Source organism: Eubacterium sp. 3_1_31 (assembly GCF_964249515.1).
Classification (GTDB): Bacteria; Bacillota_I; Bacilli_A; order Erysipelotrichales; family Erysipelotrichaceae; genus Longicatena; species Longicatena caecimuris.
Window position 1 is genome coordinate 30,423 of record NZ_CAXUBY010000022.1, and the last position, 18,077, is coordinate 48,499.

Genomic DNA, 18,077 nt, shown 5'->3' on the forward strand with positions numbered 1-18,077 from the left:
ACATTTTATCTATCATTCATGCTTCTTTTTTAATAGGTATACCTTATTTTGATACACAGCACTTATTTATAATTAAAAAAAACGCTATGCAAATGCGTTTTCTCATTCGATCTATCTTTTTATATACAGTTACTAACACTTACAAAGGATTCTTTCACATCTATCTATTGATAAAAAAGTATTCCGACAACACCAGAAAGCATCATTAAAGCAATGGGATTCATCTTCCATTTGCGGCTAATGAATAAAATAATCAAAAAGATAAAGACGGCTGGTATTTGGATGGCCTCCATAGCAATCCTTCCCTCTTTGAAAAAAGCTAACGACACAATGATTGCCGCTGCTGCCATAATCAGACCCAAAGAACCGGCTTTTAATCCTTTTAATACTTCCATAAAAACACGTGAGGAAGAAAAGCGTTGAAAGATATGATAAATACCATAAGCAATGCATACCCCCATGCAGATACAGCCTATCGTTGCACATAATGCACCAGGTATACCTGCTACACGCATACCAACAAATGTAGAAGTATTCACCGCTAAAGGTCCCGGTGTCATTTGGGAAATTGTAATGATATCCGTAAACTCTTGTGCGCTCAACCAATGTTGACTTTGAACTACCTGTTCACTGATCATAGGAATAATGGCATATCCACCGCCTATACTGAATAAGCCAATCTGAAAGAAAGCAAAAAATAATCGTAATAAACTCATATGCTCACGCTCCTTCTCTCCATATAGACTTTCAGTACACAAATTAAGGCACACAAAATAATCAAAACAGCCACATTCATTTGAAAGAAATAATTTAACACAAAGACAGCCGGAGTCATTAAGATGAAAAACAATTGCTTTTCTTTCACGATCATAGCATACATATCAACAATCAAATCAACAATCAATGCCGCAACACCTGCTTCCATCCCTTTTAATACAGCATTGACCATTGTATTATCCCGAATCACACTATAAATTGCTGAAACAATAGATAAAATGCATAAAGGTGGTAAAATTGCTGCAATACAGCTAACAAATAAGCCACTTTTACCAGCAACTCGATAACCACTTAAAGCACTCATATTAATAGCTATCGCACCAGGAGAAGACTGTGCTATAGCTGCAATCTTCATTAATTCGTCTTCATCGAAAAACGCTTTATTCTCTACATAATATTTCCGGATCATTGGTATAACGACATAGCCGCCGCCAAAAGTAAAGGCACTGATAAACATATTGATACCAAACAGCCAAGTCAGCTTTTTCATCTTATTCATAAAAACACCTCTTCGATAATAGTTTACCATTTGACACAGCATAAATAAAATTATATTATTTTATAAGATAGATAACCTATAGGTTATGGAGGTAACTATGGATATTCGACGTTTTCGCATCTTTCAAAAAGCCGCAGAACAGCAAAGTTTCACAAAAGCTGCTCAATCCTTGTATATGACACAACCAGCTGTTTCAAAAGCTATTCGTGAATTGGAAGAAGAGCTGCAGACACCCCTTTTTGAACGCTTTCCCAAAAAAGCCATCTTGACCCCGGAAGGGCAACTCTTCTTAAAAAAAGTAAACGCCTTATTGACCCACTATGATGATGTCCTGCAACATGTTGCAAAGATTCATTCCCAATACACCCTGCGCATTGGTTCTAGCATCACCATAGCAAATGACTTTCTTGCCACTATCTTGAAGGATTTAAAAAAAGCTTATCCCTCTTTGTCGATACAGGTGGAAATCGCGTCAAGTTCGGCTATTTTAGATAAACTAGTCCAACAGCAATTGGATATAGCTTTTGTTGAAGGGATGATTGATCAAGATGCATTTATCTGTCTGCCCTTTTCAACCTATCACATAAAAGCGGTCGCTCATCCCGAAGTATTGCAGAAGCAATCGATTACTTCTCTATCGGATATCGCTAAATTTCCATTATTACTGCGAGAAGAAGGCAGTGCTATACGTGATGTTGTAGAAAGCTGTTTCTTGCTACATGATATTCCTTTACATCCCGCATGGACATCAACCAATTCTACCGCTTTATTGAAAGCCGCAACGAAAGGTTTTGGTATCACGTTTCTTCCGGAAAAAATGGTTACAAAGAAATTAAAGAACCATACGCTTGAAGAAGTACAGTTAGCTGAGCTTCAGCTGATGAATAGAAATCACATCGTATATCTGAAACATAAACATGTCAATGATGCAATGCATACGCTGATTAAATTGGCAAATACCCTCACCCATAAATAAAGGAAGGATTGCCCCTTCCTTTATTTTTGTTTTAGAATACTTTTATTAATTTCCAATAGGTCTGTTGCCATGCGTTCCAATGATACAAATAAACGGAATTACCACTTGCATCATAATCTCCTCCACGCGTTAACTTAAAGTCTGGATATTGCTTTAATTTGATGACATACGTTCCATCATACAGTTTCATCGCTTGCCACTCATCCGCCATAGGATCTGTATAGGGATTCAGATATGCATGTCCTTCGACATGCCCATAATATGTTGGAGGTGTCTCATATTGACTTGCTGCTGTAATATAATCTGAGTGGATATGATAGATATCAACTACCTTGTTATTATCAAGTTGGCTTCGTAAGATAAAAGCATTACCGCCGATATTTTGTAGATTCCAATATTGCGCATTATAATCCCCATTGGGTTGGATATTTAATTTAGTAAAAGCTTGCGAACCTGGTGCTGTTAACGCATATCGCGCATCTGGTGATGTGAAAGCATATGTGCCATCTGCTATATAGACATTATTTTGATTAACATGAATCGTACATTTGGTTGTTTTTCCATTACTTGCTCTTGCGGTGATTGTTGCACTACCAGCTGCTTTGGCCGTTACTATTCCAGAAGAGCTGATGCTTGCAATATTAGTGTTGCTAGTTGTCCATGTTACTTTTTTATTTGTTGCATTGGCTGGTGTTATGGAAGCTTTTAATTGATATGTGTTTGGGGTATAAAGGGTTACTAACGAGGTATTTAATTTAATTCCTGTCACTTTTTGTTCAATCGCGATTTTCGCGCTGCCAGATACTGTCGCGTAATTCTTGTTTGTGATTTTATAATATACGGTTGTAATACCGATTGATTTACGATATGGTTTCGTTTTCGTCCAATTCCCTTTCGTACTAGTACGATAATAAACCACTGAGTTTTTCGCTATATTGCTAAGCGAAATGGAATGATTTTTTCCATCATAATATCCTGTATAACTTTTTACGCTAGGTTTTTGCATACCTGTTTTTACCGTGATAGAAGATGTACCATAAACCGTTTTCGTACAATTTGCATTACTTAGTTTATAATATACCGTCGTTTTTCCAATAGATGTGCGCGTTGGTTTCTTCATTGACCAGCTAGCTCTTGTGCTTGTACGATAATATATCTTTGTACCCGCTGTTACATCATGAAAACTTATCGTATGAGCTTTTCCATTATAAGAACCGCTATACCCCTTTGCTTTACCCTTTTGTATTGCTTTTTTAATTGTAATCTTAGCACTACCTGTTTTTGTCCTTGTGCAATTACTATTCACTATTTTGTAATACACCGCCGTTGTTCCAACACTTGTGCGAGTAGGTTTTTTCGTAGACCATTTTGCCCTGTTATTGGTACGATAATATACTTTAGAACCTGCTGCTACATTACTCATACGTATCGTGTGAGACTTTCCATTATATGTTCCTGAATAACTTTTTGCATAGCCTTTTTGTGATGCCTTCTTAATCACAATTTTCACAGTTCCCGTTTTCGTATTTGTGCAATTGCTATTTACAATCTTATAATAAACTGTCGTCGTTCCTGCACTTGTACGGGTTACTTTCTTTGTTGACCATTTCGCTTTCGTACTCGTACGATAATATATCTTAGAGCCACTGACAACATTATTGAAACTTATTGTATGAGATTTCCCATCATACGTTCCACTATAACTTTTTGCATAACCTTTCTGAATATTTTTTTGAATAGTAATTTTTGCGTCCCCGCTCAGCGTTTGAAAATAAAGGGGATTTGTTATTTTATAATATATTGTGGTCGTTCCCGCACTTGTTCGCGTTGGTTTTTTTAAGGACCAAGCGCTATTTGTGTTTGTTCGATAATACACCTGAGAACCACTCGGTATATTTGCAATACTTATACTATGTGGCTTGCCATCATACCTACCATTATAATCTTTTACAAGAGCAGGAATTTTTATTTCACCTTTCTTGATATAAAGCTTATGTGCTGATGTTAGATCTATTGGATATATCTGAATATTTGTTCCAGATTCAAAGTTTCCTCCTGAAGCATTCATTGCCATATAAGGTGCACATTCTGGTTGTAGTGAGTAGCCATCATTAAATTTCCGTATGAAGAAGCGCTGCGCAGGTCCAGGATTGTATGAATAGAACTGCATATTCGTAGCACTTTTTGAAGCAGCCTGATACACATCTAAATATAATCCTGTTTTCATATCTTTTATGGTATATGCCTCATTCGCTGTTCTGGTAAACTCATAAATAGCTTGATTAGAAGAATTAATGTTTCCTAATTGTGCATTGTTGTTTACATTCACCAAATATGTGTTATTAGAAAAGCCTATTTGCGCATAAAAATGCTCTCCAAGATTTTGCGCTTTACCTAGCAAATTATAGGCGTTAGGTATCATCTCCACCAAATTAGATAATGGTGATTCACCCGCACTATTTTTAGCGGAAACTCCTGCCCAATAATTCTTTCCTAATAAAGGTATTGTATAAGAGAAATTTCTTCCGACATTTATAACCTTCATTTCTTCATCTGCACAATAAATTCTTACGATATATTCACTGGCTCCAACATCATTCCAAGACATCGTGTAATGATAGCCAGAATTGCTTAAATTAAGAGTTGGAGCATTTGGAATACTTTCATTAGTAAAATTTCCTAAATAGATATACCCTTGAAAACCTGGATCTTTTTTCTGAATTTCAGTAATACTGGCCGTTTTTGTTCTAAAGTTAAATCCACCATAAGCCGATTCAGAAATCGTCATCGTATTTCCATTTACTGCTTCTACTACCGCTACATGCCCATCACCACCATTCCAACAAATGATTGAACCAATTTTAGGTGTGTTTCCATAGCTAAACGCGCCCTTATTTACATTCTCGTTAAACCAATTATAAGCGTGACTTCTTGATAAATTTGGTTTATATCCTAAAATTTCATATGCTCTGCCCCAAGCATAAGCTGTACAGTTTGGCATACCATAACCAGATTGATAAAAAGGATTATCAGAATAATAATGGTAATCACTTTTACTTGGTGCCGATGTCCTTGGATAAAAAATGGCAGCAGCCTGTAGTTTCGATAATACATTGCTATCTTGAAAAATAAAGCTCATTGATAAAAAAAGTGATAGTAATGCAAATGATACTTTTCTAATTGTCTTTTTGCTTGTTTTCATCTGTTTCCCTCCATGAATAAATTAAGAAATGGATTCATTCCTATCCCATTAGTATGCCTTTAATATAAGCCTATTTGATTACAACCTCAAGCATTTATACAAAAATTGCATAATCAGTGTCATTTATGATATGAAAAAACCTCAAATAAGCTCATATGCCTATTTGAGGTGAATGACTTAATGATGGAATAGACGCACATGTGTCATACACATGGCGATATTATATTTATCGCAAGTCATAATCACATGATCATCACGAATAGAGCCACCCGCCTGTGCGATACAAGAGACACCACTCTTATGAGCACGCTCAATGTTATCACCAAATGGGAAGAACGCATCAGAACCTAACGCAACATTTTGTAAGGTTGCTAACCATGCTTTTTTCTCTTCTTTTGTAAAGGGGTCTGGTTTCGCCATAAACATTTCTTCCCACATGCCATCATTCAATAGATCTTCATAATCATCAGAAATATAAACATCAATCGCATTATCACGATCAGCTCTGCGAATGCCATCCTTAAATGGCAAGGTCAATACTTTTTCATGCTGACGAAGATACCAATTATCTGCCTTATTACCTGCTAAGCGGGTACAATGCACACGGGATTGCTGACCGGCTCCTATTCCCACAGCCTGACCATTTTTTACATAACATACGGAATTAGATTGTGTATATTTTAATGTAATCAAAGCTACTAATAAATCACGTTTTTGCTCAGCGCTCAACGTTTTGTTTTGGGTAGGAATTTCTGTAAATAAAGCATCACTAATTTTAATATTGTTTCGCCCTTGTTCAAAAGTAATACCAAAAACATCCTTTTGTTCAATAACTTCTGGCACATAAGATGGATCCATCTGAATCACAACATACTTCCCTTTTTTCTTTTTCTTTAAGATTGCTAATGCTTCTTTGGAAAAGGAAGGTGCTATAACACCATCACTGACTTCTTTTGATAAATACTTTGCACAAGCAGCGTCACATTCATCACTTAAAGCCGCAAAATCCCCATAGCTTGACATACGGTCACTGCCTCTAGCACGAATGTATGCACTTGCCATTGGTGTTAACTCCACATCATCCACAAAATACATCTGCTTTTCAACATCGTTTAACGCCACATAGACAGCAGCTCCTGCTGGTGATACATGTTTAAAGCTAGCCGCACTTGGCAATCCTGTAGCTTCTTTTAACTCCTTTACCAATTGCCAGCTGTTAAAAGCATCTAACAAATTGATGTATCCAGGGTTTCCATTTAATATTGTGATAGGAAGTTCCCCTTCCTTCATGAAGATACGAGCAGGTTTCTGATTGGGATTACAACCATACTTTAATTCCATTTCTTTCATTATAATACTCCCTTCCGTTAAGAATTGAAAAAAGCCGACACTTCCAGACGTCATCAAACGCCCAGACGGTCGGCTTATCTAACATTATACTCCCTGTGGTCCATTCCACTTCCGTCAGTCATATAACTATGAAAACTTTATCATGCAATAAGAAATTCGTCAATCTTTTTAGCTTATTCAAACAATCTGTGTATCCTGTGCCACCTATATAAACAATAATGTTTTAAAGCATTACGGCTATCGGATAGCGCATAAAGCAAGCCTATTTCACAACTCTTTTATTTTGCAATCTTTACCTTTGTCCAATAATCAGAAATAATTTTCTTCACATCGGCATTATATTCAAAGATTTCATCTTTCGCATAACCCACACGAGGCAGATATGCATGATTGCCATCAAATTCTCCACCTTCACTGCTTGCCTCATCTAAAACCTCTTCATTGCTGGATGCATAACCGACAAACAGTGTGTTTTTCATACTTGCTTCATAATCTAAAAGGAAATTGATATATTCATTTGCCAGTTTTGGATTTTTAGCATTCTTAGGAATGACCATGGCATCACTCCACAAGTTCGTTCCTTCCTTTGGCATATAATAGTCCATATCTTCATTTTCACTTAAGATATATGCAGCATCTCCACTATACACTAATGCCATATCTTTATTGCCATTGATCATTGCATCAATAACTTCATCCGTCACAATTTCCGGATCCATGATATCGACTGCTTCAACCAACCAATCATAAGCATCTTTCAACTCTTTTTTATCACTTGTATTCATGGAATAGCCTAAGGCTTTTAATGCCATCATAAAGGAATCACGTTCTGAGTCATACATATAGATATGACCTTTATATTTCGTATTATGGAAAATATTGAAGCCTTCTTTTTCCAAATCAGTCTTATGAACTTTCTGCTTATTATAGACAATACCAACCGTTCCCCAGAAATATGGCGCACTGTAAGTATTATCTGGATCATATTGCAAGCCTTTGACACCTTTTGCTAGATTACTCAGATTAGGAATCATAGATTTATCTAAAGGCTGCAGCTGTTTCTCCTGAATCAGACGTTCAATCATGTAATCACTTGGTACTAATACATCATAAGATTCACCGCTTTGCAGCTTCGTATACATTAATTCATTTGAATCAAAGGTATCATAAACGATTTTTACACCAAATTTCTTTTCAAATGCCGCATTGACTTCAGGATCTAAATATTCCCCCCAATTATATACCTTTAAGGTATCGCTGCCATACTTAGCAATGGCATCTTCTGGTGAAGAAGAACCAACACCGCCTTTTAAAGCAACTAACACCGAACCAATGACTAATGTAAAGCATACAGCGATGATACCAAAAACTTTATTAGAAATTGGTCTTCCCTGTTTTTGACGTTTTTCTTTCACCATTGGTACTAAATTTACAAACAGCAATGTAATGGTAATCATTATAACAATTAGGGTAGATAAAGAATTGATGCTAGGATTGATACGTTTGCTCATCGTCCATACAAGGGTTGATATATTCTTTACCCCATTGCCTGTGACAAAGTAGGAAATGATGAAGTCATCAAAGGACATGGTAAAGGCTATTAAAGCACCGGAAACAATCCCCGGCATGATTTGAGGGACAATGACCTTCCACATGGCTTTGGCTGGTGTTGCACCAAGATCCATGGCAGCCTCTGCCAGATTAGGATCAAGACTTCTCAGCTTTGGCATGACGGATAAAATGACATAAGGTGTACAAAAAGCGATATGTGCCAATAACATCGTCAAAAAGCCTTTTTCCATATGCATGGAAACATAAAATAGCATTAAGCCTACCGCCGTAACAATTTCTGGATTCATAATCGGAAGATCATTAATCTGCTGTACAACCTCACGAACGATGCGTTTGGATTTTGATAAACCAATTGCCGTAATCGTACCGACGATCGTAGAGATGAATGTCGCAATCACAGCAGTGATCAATGTATAGTAAATAGCCTCCATCATATTGCGGTCAGAGAACATTTTCTCATACCATTGCAAAGAAAAGCCATCAAAGCTGGTAAGCGAACGACTGCCATTAAAGGAAAATACCAGCATATATAAAATCGGAAAATAGAAAAATACCAAAATGAGTCCGAGTATCAAGCGGCGGGAAAACTTTTTATTGTTCACTGTACATTCCCTCCTTTTCTAGCTCTGACGGTATCATCCCCTTTATCAAGACGACGGGTGATATACATACTGATCATGATGATAACGGCCATGATCATACTGATGGCGCTACCGAAATTCCATTCGCCAACCGTGATGAATTGATTTTCTATGACATTACCAATCATCATATAACCGCCTCCACCCATCAGCTTGGGAATGACAAAGCTGGAAACAGATGGCAAGAAAACAAGCGTGATACCAGAAACTACACCAGGGAGCGATAAAGGAAACGTAATATTTTTAAAGCGCTGGAAACGATTTGCCCCCAAATCATTTGCTGCTTCTAATAATGATTTATCCATTTTAGCTAAAGAGCTTTCGATTTGCAAAATCATAAAAGGGATAAAGTTATATACCATACCTAAGACAACGGCGAAATCAGTATATAATAATTTTGTTGGTTCTAGCCCAAAAAATGCTAGGATATGATTGATTAATCCATTATCAGCCAAGATACCGATCCATGCATACGTACGCACCAACATATTGATCCACATTGGAAGCGTCACTAACAAAATCAATAAGTTCCGTTTTTTAGGCGATGCCTGAGCAATCGCATACGCAACTGGATAACCAATACATACACATAACACTGTGGTAATTAACGAAATTCGTAAGGATAGCCACAATGTCTTTAAGAAGTCCGGGTCTGTAAAAAACTTCTTAAAATTATCAAATGTGAATTGTAAAGATACAACATCATTCCCCTGTTTAGTAAACGCATATAAGACAATCAACAACATCGGAATGACGATCATAGCGACCATCCATACAATGTATGGGATCGTTAAACGCTTAAATGTCTTCATGTGTTAAAATCCCATCTTACTCATGACATGAATATCTTCCGGGAAGAATGTTAGACCCACTTCTGCACCTTCTTCGGCAATATCCGTCGTATGAATCTTAAACTCACGACCCTGTGTACTAAAGGTAACCTGATACGTACCAGCTGTGATATGATCAGGATCAAAGTCATATTCCACATTTGAAATCTCTACATCACTTTCATCAGACAACTTCCAACTCTGTGCATTTGCCCATGTTTTTAAATCCGTATCTAAAGCTGCACTTTCCTTAATTTCATCCACAGTCTTAAAGAAATTAAATGCCGCAATGGCTTCATTCGCTTTAGGATTTTCCACATATTGCTGCTGCACAACAAAAACATCAATTGAGACACTGGTTCCATTGCTAGTAGCAAACGTTACCGGGTAAGTGCCAATTTCTTCTTTGATATCATATTCAATCTTTGAAATAGAAATATATTCATCTTCTTGGGTCTCCCAAGCCTGCGCATCTGCACGCGCAATAATTTCCGCATCGTTGAGATCTTTGACATCTTCGATATCCACATAGAAATCATTCGCAGATATTTTTTCACTGGCATCACTAGATGTGATATCGTGCTCCTTTGTTACCTGCATATTAACACTGACACTCGTTCCCGGAACGGTTTCCACCATAATTTCATAATGAACACCTTTAAATAATACCGATTTTACAATACCTGTCATTTTCCCATCTTCTTCTTTAACGATATCCAAATCTTCCGGACGGATGACGACATCCACCTGTTCTCTTTCTTTGAAACCAAAATCGACACAATCAAATACGATATCATCAAATTGCACCTTGTAATCTTCCAGCATCACGCCAGGAATAATATTACTTTCACCAATAAAGTTTGCCACGTAGCGATTTTCTGGTTCATTGTAAATATCCGTAGGTGTACCAACCTGCTGAATCTCCCCATCCTTCATGACAACAATCTTGTCTGACATGGTCAAAGCCTCTTCCTGATCATGAGTGACATAAATAAAAGTAATGCCGACTTCTTGCTGAATTTTCTTTAATTCATATTGCATCTCTTTACGCAGTTTCAGATCCAAAGCACCTAATGGCTCATCCAATAACAATACTTTTGGTTCATTTACTAATGCCCGCGCAATGGCAATACGCTGTTGTTGTCCTCCTGATAATAAAGTAACATCTTTCTTCTCAAAGCCCTCCAGATTAATTAATTTCAACATCTTTAAAACTTTTTGTTCAATGACATCCTTGCTCATCTTCTTGATTTTTAAACCAAAAGCGATATTGTCATATACATTCATGTGTGGAAATAACGCATATTTTTGAAACACAGTATTGAGCTCACGTTTATAAGGAGGCAATTGGGCAATATCCTCTCCATCGAAAATCACATGGCCTTCACTAGCCTCTAAAAAACCGCCTAAAATACGTAGCAATGTCGTTTTTCCACAACCACTTGGTCCAAGCAGCGTCACAAACTCATTTTCATAAATATCTAAGTTAATTCCCTTTAAAACAAGCTGTCCGTCAAAATCTTTGACGATATTCTTAAACTGAATCAGTTTTTTCTTTTCCATTTCCATATTGCATATCTCCTTTAAAATAACGGCGGTGTTGTAATCCACAGCACTTTAGCGTCATGTTTCCCTACATTACGAAGATAATGACGATACTTCCCATGAATATAGAAGGTTTCTCCTTTTTTAACCGGATACTCCTTCTCCCCATTAACCAGAAGAATACGTCCTTCCAGTACATAACCAAATTCTTCGCCATCATGAGGATCAAAAACCATACTGGTTTTATCCGCATGGAGTTCCAGCAGAATAGGTTCCATTTCATTTTTCTGCGCATTTGGTACGATCCAATGAATACAATATTCTTCATGCTCATCAATGAAATGATCTTGTTTGCTAAAAACGACCTTCGTTTGCTTGCTTTCCTTAAAGAATGAGGCAAGATCTGTTCCCAATGCTTCTAAGATATCTTCCAGCGTTGAGACCGAAGGGGACGTCAGATTACGCTCTACTTGTGATAAAAAACCTTTTGTTAATTCACTGCGTGAAGCCAGTTCTTCTAAGGTCAGATCATTTTGGATGCGCAAAGCCTTAATTTTTGCTCCGATATCCATGCCATTCCTCCTTTTTGTCAGTTTAGTAACACTAAACTTTTTGTATTATATTTCAAACAAGTGTATTATACATGTTTTTGTTAAGATTGCAATATATTTTAAACAAAAAGTTTGATATATTAAACAAGAAATTCCATAGCACCCTATTTCGCTATAGAGACACCTTTAAAACTATAGAATTTAAATATATTATTTTTCTTATCTCAACCTTTTCATAAGAAGATAGCATCATTTTTTAAAGAATATACATTATTCTTCCACATATATAATGGATTCTGTTTTTTTACCATTTATAATGGTATCTTAATAAGCTTATTCAATTCTATTTTATACTATATATAAATATGAAAGAGGTGTCGGTATGTTAAAGATAGGTGGTATCTTGCAAGCAAGGATGGTTCAAAAGGATATGAAACAAAAAGAATTAGCAAATCTTTTGAATGTAGATCAGCGGACAATCTCCAGTTATTGCAAGAATATCAGTTTCCCAAATCTGGAAACCTTATCAGCGATTTGTGAAATTTTGGAACTCGATTTAAATGAACTGCTGCAAATACATGCCAAAGGTAATGAAGAGCTGCTCATTCACGATGACATCGAATTATCTTTGCTGCAACATTTTCGTAAACTGCCCAATGGTAAAAAACGGGTTTTTGCCAAAAGCATGGCGCAGCTGATAACACTTTTGCATGAGGAAGAATAACTTATATAAGAACTTATAGCTTTTCCTTACGTAAAACTTTATCCATAATAAAAAGACAGTTTCTGTCTGGATAATGAAGAAATGTTAAGAAGAAATCTTATGGATTCGTTGTTTCTTGCCATAAGACTTCTTTTCGTACGCTTCATGTAACAGAAAAACTGTCATTTTCATAAAATAGATATCTTTTTTAAATTGCTCCGTATTCTTTCCGAATTTCTTCCCCGGTTTCCCAAATCGTTTTTACCGCCCTCAAAAACTTAGCACCGCGATTTGTCAAAGCATATTCAATTTGCATCGGTTTTACATTCTTATGAATAATGGTAGAAACTAAACCAAGGGCTGTTAATTCCTGCAAACCATCACGAATCATTAAACGGTTTTCCACTTTCATGTCCAATGCAATTCGCCCAATTTCTTTTTTACAGCTGTCTAGCTGCCGCAAAAGTTCACATAAATCTTCTCGTTGTAAAATAGCTATGCCTAAAGTGTAAGCATCCTTATACGTCATTACCTTCATATGATCAGCTCCTTATGGTGCTTATCCTAGCATTATTTTCCTATTTTTGACAATGTTTTTTTATTGAAATGACAAAACTTTTTAAAACGATTACTAACTAAGCATATTCTTACAAAAACCCATCTTTTAGAACTTCACATATTTTCACGTAATTCAAACATTTTTTACCTATAGTATTTTTTTATACTTATAGACGAGCAAGGGAAACACCTTGCTTGTATGTATTCATCATTCTCCCTAATGATAATTCATACAATTTTCTATCCCCTTAAATAATCATAATGATTTAGAAATCGCCGGTCCCCCCTTAACCGGCTTTTTCTATGTCTTTTTTCATCATGCATATCATTGGGTTCTTTTGTTAATATCCCTAAAGCTTAACATCAAAAAAGCAGCTTGCTTTCTCTTTCTTGAAATGCATACACTAGCTGCTTTTTTTCTTAATTTAAACATGCTTTTCCTATACAAGAAATTGCAGGAAATAATCAATTTGCTTCTTCCACCAATACCAATCATGGGAAACATCATAACCCCAGAAATCAATCCATACATCAATTTGCTTATCCGCATAAATCTGTTCCATATGATGTAGACTATTTTCACACTCCTGCTCCCAGGCGCCCTGACCACAGCATAAGATGACTTCAGACTGGCGATATAATTCCATATATGGATGATCTTCCTTCAGATTAGCTAAATAATCACTCGGTGAATTTTGATAAGTCAATTCATCATGATATTCATGGAAGAAGAAAGATGCATGATAAATACCGCTCATTGCCAGTACCTTATCAAATACATCCGGTCTTCTTAACATTGTGTTTAAAGCATGAAAAGCTCCCATGCTACATCCACATGTCATCATCTTATCATAGCTTTTACCACCATTATCAAAGGTACTGATTTCTTGAACACGCAAAACGAATTCATCCACGATGTAATGATACCAGCGTTCATGCAGCTCTATACGCTCTCTTGGATTTCCACCTTCATTTGACCAAGTTTCTTCATCAATACTATCCACACAGAAGAATTGAATTCTCCCTTGTTCAATAAACGCGCTTGCTGCATCAATCATACCGAAATTCTCAAAATCATAAAATCTGCCATTTTGTGCCGGAAAGACAATACATGGCTTCCCCGCATGTCCATACACCTTAAACTCCATGTCACGATTCAATTCATGGCTAAATTCCTTATAGTATGCTACCTTCATAAATTATCCCTCCTCATCGTATTATGATTTTGCAGCAGTTTTCTTAAAATGGATAAAAACGCATAGATACTTATATCATTTCGTCATATTCTTTTTATTATTATATCATAAAATACAACAATTCGTGGAATTATATATCATTTCCTATCCTAAGAATAAACAAGAGAAAACAGGCATTTGGCCTGTTGTTAGGATCTTCTTACCTTATCCGGATGATACGTATATAATTCGCTGACCGTAACAAGTTGAAATCCCTTCTCCTGCAGTTTTGGAATTAAAATGATAGCCGCTTGTGCACTTGTATCATACAAGTCATGCATCAATATAATATCTCCATCCTTCACTTGTTTCATTACTCGCTCTACAATGACCTTCGTATTGCGATCCTTCCAATCTCGTGTATCCAATGACCATGTGACGATGCGTTTGCCCTGCGCACACTGCATAACGGTATCATTTTTCGAACCATATGGCGGACGAATAACATTCGGATAGGTTCTCGTTATTCCATAAATAGATTCTTGCGTAGCTGCGATTTCCTCTTCGATATTCGCCTTGGATAAAGTTGTCAGCTGTTTATGCGAAAACGTATGATTGCCGATCTCATTTCCTTCCAACACCATGCGTTGTAACAAATTGGGAGCATTGGCAGCATTTGATCCTAAAACAAAGAAAGTCGCACTGCCATGATATTGTTTTAGTGCATCTAATATGGCGGCAGTATAGCGTTTACTAGGACCATCATCAAACGTCAAAGCAACCATCGGTTTTTGGGGATCAATATTTTTCACAGGTTCATTTAATATATCTTCATATGGTACTACCGTAGGAATCGTTTCACTGCTTAATGCGGTTTTTCCTTTTAATTTCTCATAAGGACACTCATATGTTGCTGTTGTATCAAATAATGTATGAGGTGGAAAATAAAAAACCATAGCATCCTTTTTTAGCACAAAATGCGCATAATTCTCCATCAAGGCTGCACTATGCGTCCGAAAAGCATCACGGTCACAAGCCTTTGGTGCATGCTTTTGAAAATACTGTATGACGTCTGCTGAAAGCTGTGTCAAAGCATCTTCACTTAAAAAATCTTCAATCGTTAAAAAAGTGTTTTGTTTTGTATCATAAACCATGGTTTCAACGGTCTCGTTTTTTTGATACAATACCTCATAAAATAATAATTTTACTGACAAATAACGATTATCTTTTACATACGATTCATAGCTCACATTGAATTCCGGTTTCCTTGTTTCTTTCATCTTTACCGCTTGTTTAATAAAGGATGATTCATAGGAATGTATGAGTTCTTTTATTCTTTTGTTCATTTTTGGATAGGATGTTTCAGGGTATTGGACACTTTTCACATAGGCATCTTCCACTGCCAACTGCTGTTGTCGCTTACCCACTTCCTGTTGCGGATTGCTGTTTTGCGCAATCTCTTTTTGCGAGCATCCCCACAACAAAAGGCATAGGAAAGGGCATACAATTTTTCTAAGTTTCATGTTTTCTCACCTGCTCATAAAAGTATATGGAAAAAACCGCATAAAAATGCGAAAAAAATTGTAATTCCACCCATTTCGGTATATGATAATACATGGTCATAAAGGTGGAATATATATATGAGTGAAAAAGAAAAAATTATAAATATTGCGGTTATCGCGCATGTAGATGCCGGTAAATCGACATTAGTTGATGCTTTCCTGCGTCAAAGTGATGTCTTTCGCAGTAATGAAGAAGTTGTCGACTGCGTCATGGATAGCAATGATTTGGAAAGAGAACGTGGTATCACGATTTATTCTAAAAACTGCTCTGTCATTCATGACGGTGTAAAAATTAATATTGTGGATACGCCAGGCCATGCGGATTTTTCCAGTGAAGTAGAACGTATCATTAAGACCGTTGATACTGTTATCTTACTGGTTGATTCCAGTGAAGGACCTATGCCACAAACGCGATTTGTCTTAAGTAAATCCTTAGAGATGGGCTTGCGCCCGATTTTGTTGATCAATAAGATTGATAAAAAAGACGCTCGTCCTCAAGAAGTTGTCGATGAAGTATACGAACTGTTCTTGGACTTAAATGCCAGCGATGAACAATTGGACTTCCCAATCCTGTATGGGATTGCGAAACAAGGTATTGTTCAATATGATTTGGATACCCCTAGTGATTCTATTGAGCCATTATTCAAAACGATTTTAAAACATTGTGATGTTTATCCAGATCTGGATAATGAACCATTACAGATGCAAGTATCTGCTTTAGCTTATGATGAATATATCGGACGTTTAGGTATCGGACGTATTTACCAAGGTGTATTAAAACCACAGACACAATATGTGGTATGTGATTCCTTTGGACATGAACGTACCAATACAACAAGTCAGATTTTCGTATATCGTGGCTTAAGCCGTGTTTCCGTTGAAGAAGCGCATAGCGGTGATATCGTTGTTATTGCCGGTATTGCGGATATTTCCATCGGTGAGACCTTATGTGAAAAAGATCATGTGATGCCATTGGAAAGCATTCATGTGGAAGAGCCAACCTTAAGTATGAACTTTATTGTCAATAAATCTCCATTCGCAGGACAAAGCGGTAAGTTTGTTACTTCCCGTAATTTAAAAGAACGTTTAGAAAAAGAACTAGAAGTAAACGTTGGTTTAAAAGTAGAGCCTACAGACAGTGGTGATTGCTTTAAAGTCAGCGGGCGCGGAGAATTACATATTTCTGTCTTATTAGAACAGATGCGCCGTGAGGGCTATGAAGTCGCTGTATCAAAACCAGAAGTCATTCTGCATAAAGATGAAAATGGGAAAACGGTAGAACCCGTGGAAGAAGTTGTCGCTATTGCCCCGGAAGAATATAGTGGAACCATTATTAATAAATTGAACCTAAGAAAAGGCACAATGGTGGATATGGTTGAAGAAAATGGCTATGTCCGTATTACTTATGAAGCACCTACACGCGGCTTATTAGGTTATCGCAGTGAATTTATTAACGATACACGTGGAGAAGGTACTTTAGTACGCCGTATCAAAGGTTACACACCATATAAAGGTGAAATCACCCAACGTGCAAACGGTGCTATGATTTCAACCGATACCGGTGGTGCCATGACGTATGCCTTATGGAATTTGCAAGAACGCGGAACCCTCTTTATTTCACCACAGACGGAAGTGTATGAAGGTATGATCATTGGTGAATCCGCACGTAATGTTGATATGGATGTAAATCCTTTGAAAAATAAAAAACTAACCGCTATTCGTTCCTCTGGCAACGATGAAGCAATGCGTTTGACTCCGCCAAGAGAAATGACATTAGAAGAAGCATTAGAATGGATCAATGATGATGAATTAGTAGAAATCACACCAGACTGTATCCGTCTACGTAAAAAAGGCTTAAAGCCGCATGAACGCCGCCAATACTATCGTGATCGTATGGCTGCTGAAGAAAACTTATAAAAATAAAAACCCCAAACGGGAAATAAGGATGCATTTGCTTATCCCAATAAATGTTGATGCATACCTTCTCAGATGGGGTTTTTCTTAATCCTTTTTATCAAAGCTTTGCGATAAAACAGCTCTTGCATACGTTTGCTTCCTCAAAGAAAGTAGGCGATAGTCATTAAACTACCGCCCCTTATCAAACCGTACGTGCCCTATTAAGGCATACGGCTTACC

The 18,077-nt window shown here is 36.8% G+C and carries 13 protein-coding genes, 1 pseudogene and 1 riboswitch; of the genes and pseudogenes, 3 read left to right on the forward strand and 11 right to left on the reverse strand.

Annotated features, from left to right (window positions below; all coding sequences use genetic code 11):
- Positions 1-164: 164 nt before the first annotated feature.
- Both ACESSZ_RS09900 and ACESSZ_RS09905 read right to left on the reverse strand, forming a co-directional pair.
- Positions 165-716, reverse strand: coding sequence for a chromate transporter (locus ACESSZ_RS09900; RefSeq protein ID WP_020990842.1), 552 nt, complete (start codon positions 714-716; stop codon positions 165-167).
- Positions 713-1,276, reverse strand: coding sequence for a chromate transporter (locus tag ACESSZ_RS09905; protein ID WP_008978680.1), 564 nt, complete (start codon positions 1,274-1,276; stop codon positions 713-715). Before ACESSZ_RS09905 ends, ACESSZ_RS09900 begins: the two co-directional genes overlap by 4 nt.
- Before the next feature lie 97 nt (positions 1,277-1,373).
- On the opposite strand from ACESSZ_RS09905, the gene ACESSZ_RS09910 reads away from it, so the two are divergent.
- Positions 1,374-2,252, forward strand: a complete 879-nt coding sequence (locus ACESSZ_RS09910; RefSeq protein WP_412293139.1) for a LysR family transcriptional regulator — start codon at positions 1,374-1,376, stop codon at positions 2,250-2,252.
- Between the two features lie 31 nt (positions 2,253-2,283).
- Here the strand turns inward: ACESSZ_RS09910 and ACESSZ_RS09915 are convergent, their stop codons facing one another.
- The 6 genes and pseudogenes from ACESSZ_RS09915 to ACESSZ_RS09940 all read right to left on the reverse strand — a co-directional run bounded on the left by ACESSZ_RS09915 (position 2,284) and on the right by ACESSZ_RS09940 (position 11,964).
- Positions 2,284-5,454 carry a CHAP domain-containing protein gene (locus ACESSZ_RS09915; protein ID WP_499842770.1) on the reverse strand — a complete coding sequence of 1,057 codons (3,171 nt, stop codon included), beginning with the start codon at positions 5,452-5,454 and terminating at the stop codon, positions 2,284-2,286.
- A gap of 177 nt (positions 5,455-5,631) precedes the next feature.
- Positions 5,632-6,804 (reverse strand): phosphoribosylaminoimidazolecarboxamide formyltransferase, encoded by a 1,173-nt coding sequence (locus ACESSZ_RS09920; protein WP_499842771.1) that lies wholly within the window; start codon positions 6,802-6,804, stop codon positions 5,632-5,634.
- A 52-nt stretch (positions 6,805-6,856) separates the two neighbouring features.
- Positions 6,857-6,936, reverse strand: a riboswitch (ZMP/ZTP riboswitch).
- Between the two features lie 146 nt (positions 6,937-7,082).
- Positions 7,083-8,978, reverse strand: a complete 1,896-nt coding sequence (locus ACESSZ_RS09925; RefSeq protein ID WP_117547398.1) for an extracellular solute-binding protein — start codon at positions 8,976-8,978, stop codon at positions 7,083-7,085.
- Positions 8,975-9,829, reverse strand: coding sequence for an ABC transporter permease (locus ACESSZ_RS09930; protein ID WP_008687578.1), 855 nt, complete (start codon positions 9,827-9,829; stop codon positions 8,975-8,977). Before ACESSZ_RS09930 ends, ACESSZ_RS09925 begins: the two co-directional genes overlap by 4 nt.
- Positions 9,830-10,408: 579 nt before the next feature.
- Positions 10,409-11,410 (reverse strand): annotated as a pseudogene (locus ACESSZ_RS09935) (ABC transporter ATP-binding protein); the annotation flags it as partial.
- A gap of 20 nt (positions 11,411-11,430) precedes the next feature.
- Positions 11,431-11,964: a helix-turn-helix domain-containing protein gene (locus ACESSZ_RS09940; protein ID WP_008687576.1), complete on the reverse strand. Its 534-nt coding sequence runs from the start codon at positions 11,962-11,964 to the stop codon at positions 11,431-11,433.
- 361 nt (positions 11,965-12,325) lie between these two features.
- Here ACESSZ_RS09940 and ACESSZ_RS09945 point away from each other — a divergent pair, with 361 nt between their 5' ends.
- Positions 12,326-12,667 carry a helix-turn-helix domain-containing protein gene (locus ACESSZ_RS09945; RefSeq protein WP_008687575.1) on the forward strand — a complete coding sequence of 114 codons (342 nt, stop codon included), beginning with the start codon at positions 12,326-12,328 and terminating at the stop codon, positions 12,665-12,667.
- Positions 12,668-12,854: 187 nt separating this feature from the next.
- On the opposite strand, the gene ACESSZ_RS09950 is transcribed toward ACESSZ_RS09945, so the two are convergent.
- From ACESSZ_RS09950 to ACESSZ_RS09960, 3 genes are all read right to left on the reverse strand, one after another.
- On the reverse strand, positions 12,855-13,184 hold the full coding sequence (locus ACESSZ_RS09950; protein ID WP_008687573.1) for a winged helix-turn-helix transcriptional regulator: 330 nt from the start codon (positions 13,182-13,184) through the stop codon (positions 12,855-12,857).
- A 460-nt stretch (positions 13,185-13,644) separates the two neighbouring features.
- Positions 13,645-14,400 (reverse strand): esterase family protein, encoded by a 756-nt coding sequence (locus tag ACESSZ_RS09955; protein ID WP_008687572.1) that lies wholly within the window; start codon positions 14,398-14,400, stop codon positions 13,645-13,647.
- Positions 14,401-14,588: 188 nt separating this feature from the next.
- Entirely contained in the window at positions 14,589-15,902 is a 1,314-nt protein-coding gene (locus ACESSZ_RS09960; protein ID WP_008687570.1) for a polysaccharide deacetylase family protein, read from the reverse strand.
- Between the two features lie 117 nt (positions 15,903-16,019).
- Here ACESSZ_RS09960 and typA point away from each other — a divergent pair, with 117 nt between their 5' ends.
- On the forward strand, positions 16,020-17,858 hold the full coding sequence (gene typA / locus ACESSZ_RS09965; protein ID WP_008687568.1) for a translational GTPase TypA: 1,839 nt from the start codon (positions 16,020-16,022) through the stop codon (positions 17,856-17,858).
- Positions 17,859-18,077: the final 219 nt, after the last annotated feature.

What these genes read in the sequence shown, in the direction of transcription:
- ACESSZ_RS09950 (WP_008687573.1), bottom strand. Translation starts at nt 13,184, where the DNA reads ATGAAGGTAATGACGTATAAGGATGCTTACACTTTAGGCATAGCTATT.
- ACESSZ_RS09940 (WP_008687576.1), bottom strand. Translation starts at nt 11,964, where the DNA reads ATGGATATCGGAGCAAAAATTAAGGCTTTGCGCATCCAAAATGATCTG.
- ACESSZ_RS09955 (WP_008687572.1), bottom strand. Translation starts at nt 14,400, where the DNA reads ATGAAGGTAGCATACTATAAGGAATTTAGCCATGAATTGAATCGTGAC.
- ACESSZ_RS09910 (WP_412293139.1), top strand. Translation starts at nt 1,374, where the DNA reads ATGGATATTCGACGTTTTCGCATCTTTCAAAAAGCCGCAGAACAGCAA.
- ACESSZ_RS09905 (WP_008978680.1), bottom strand. Translation starts at nt 1,276, where the DNA reads ATGAATAAGATGAAAAAGCTGACTTGGCTGTTTGGTATCAATATGTTT.
- ACESSZ_RS09945 (WP_008687575.1), top strand. Translation starts at nt 12,326, where the DNA reads ATGTTAAAGATAGGTGGTATCTTGCAAGCAAGGATGGTTCAAAAGGAT.
- ACESSZ_RS09920 (WP_499842771.1), bottom strand. Translation starts at nt 6,804, where the DNA reads ATGAAAGAAATGGAATTAAAGTATGGTTGTAATCCCAATCAGAAACCT.
- ACESSZ_RS09930 (WP_008687578.1), bottom strand. Translation starts at nt 9,829, where the DNA reads ATGAAGACATTTAAGCGTTTAACGATCCCATACATTGTATGGATGGTC.
- ACESSZ_RS09900 (WP_020990842.1), bottom strand. Translation starts at nt 716, where the DNA reads ATGAGTTTATTACGATTATTTTTTGCTTTCTTTCAGATTGGCTTATTC.
- ACESSZ_RS09960 (WP_008687570.1), bottom strand. Translation starts at nt 15,902, where the DNA reads ATGAAACTTAGAAAAATTGTATGCCCTTTCCTATGCCTTTTGTTGTGG.
- typA (WP_008687568.1), top strand. Translation starts at nt 16,020, where the DNA reads ATGAGTGAAAAAGAAAAAATTATAAATATTGCGGTTATCGCGCATGTA.
- ACESSZ_RS09915 (WP_499842770.1), bottom strand. Translation starts at nt 5,454, where the DNA reads ATGAAAACAAGCAAAAAGACAATTAGAAAAGTATCATTTGCATTACTA.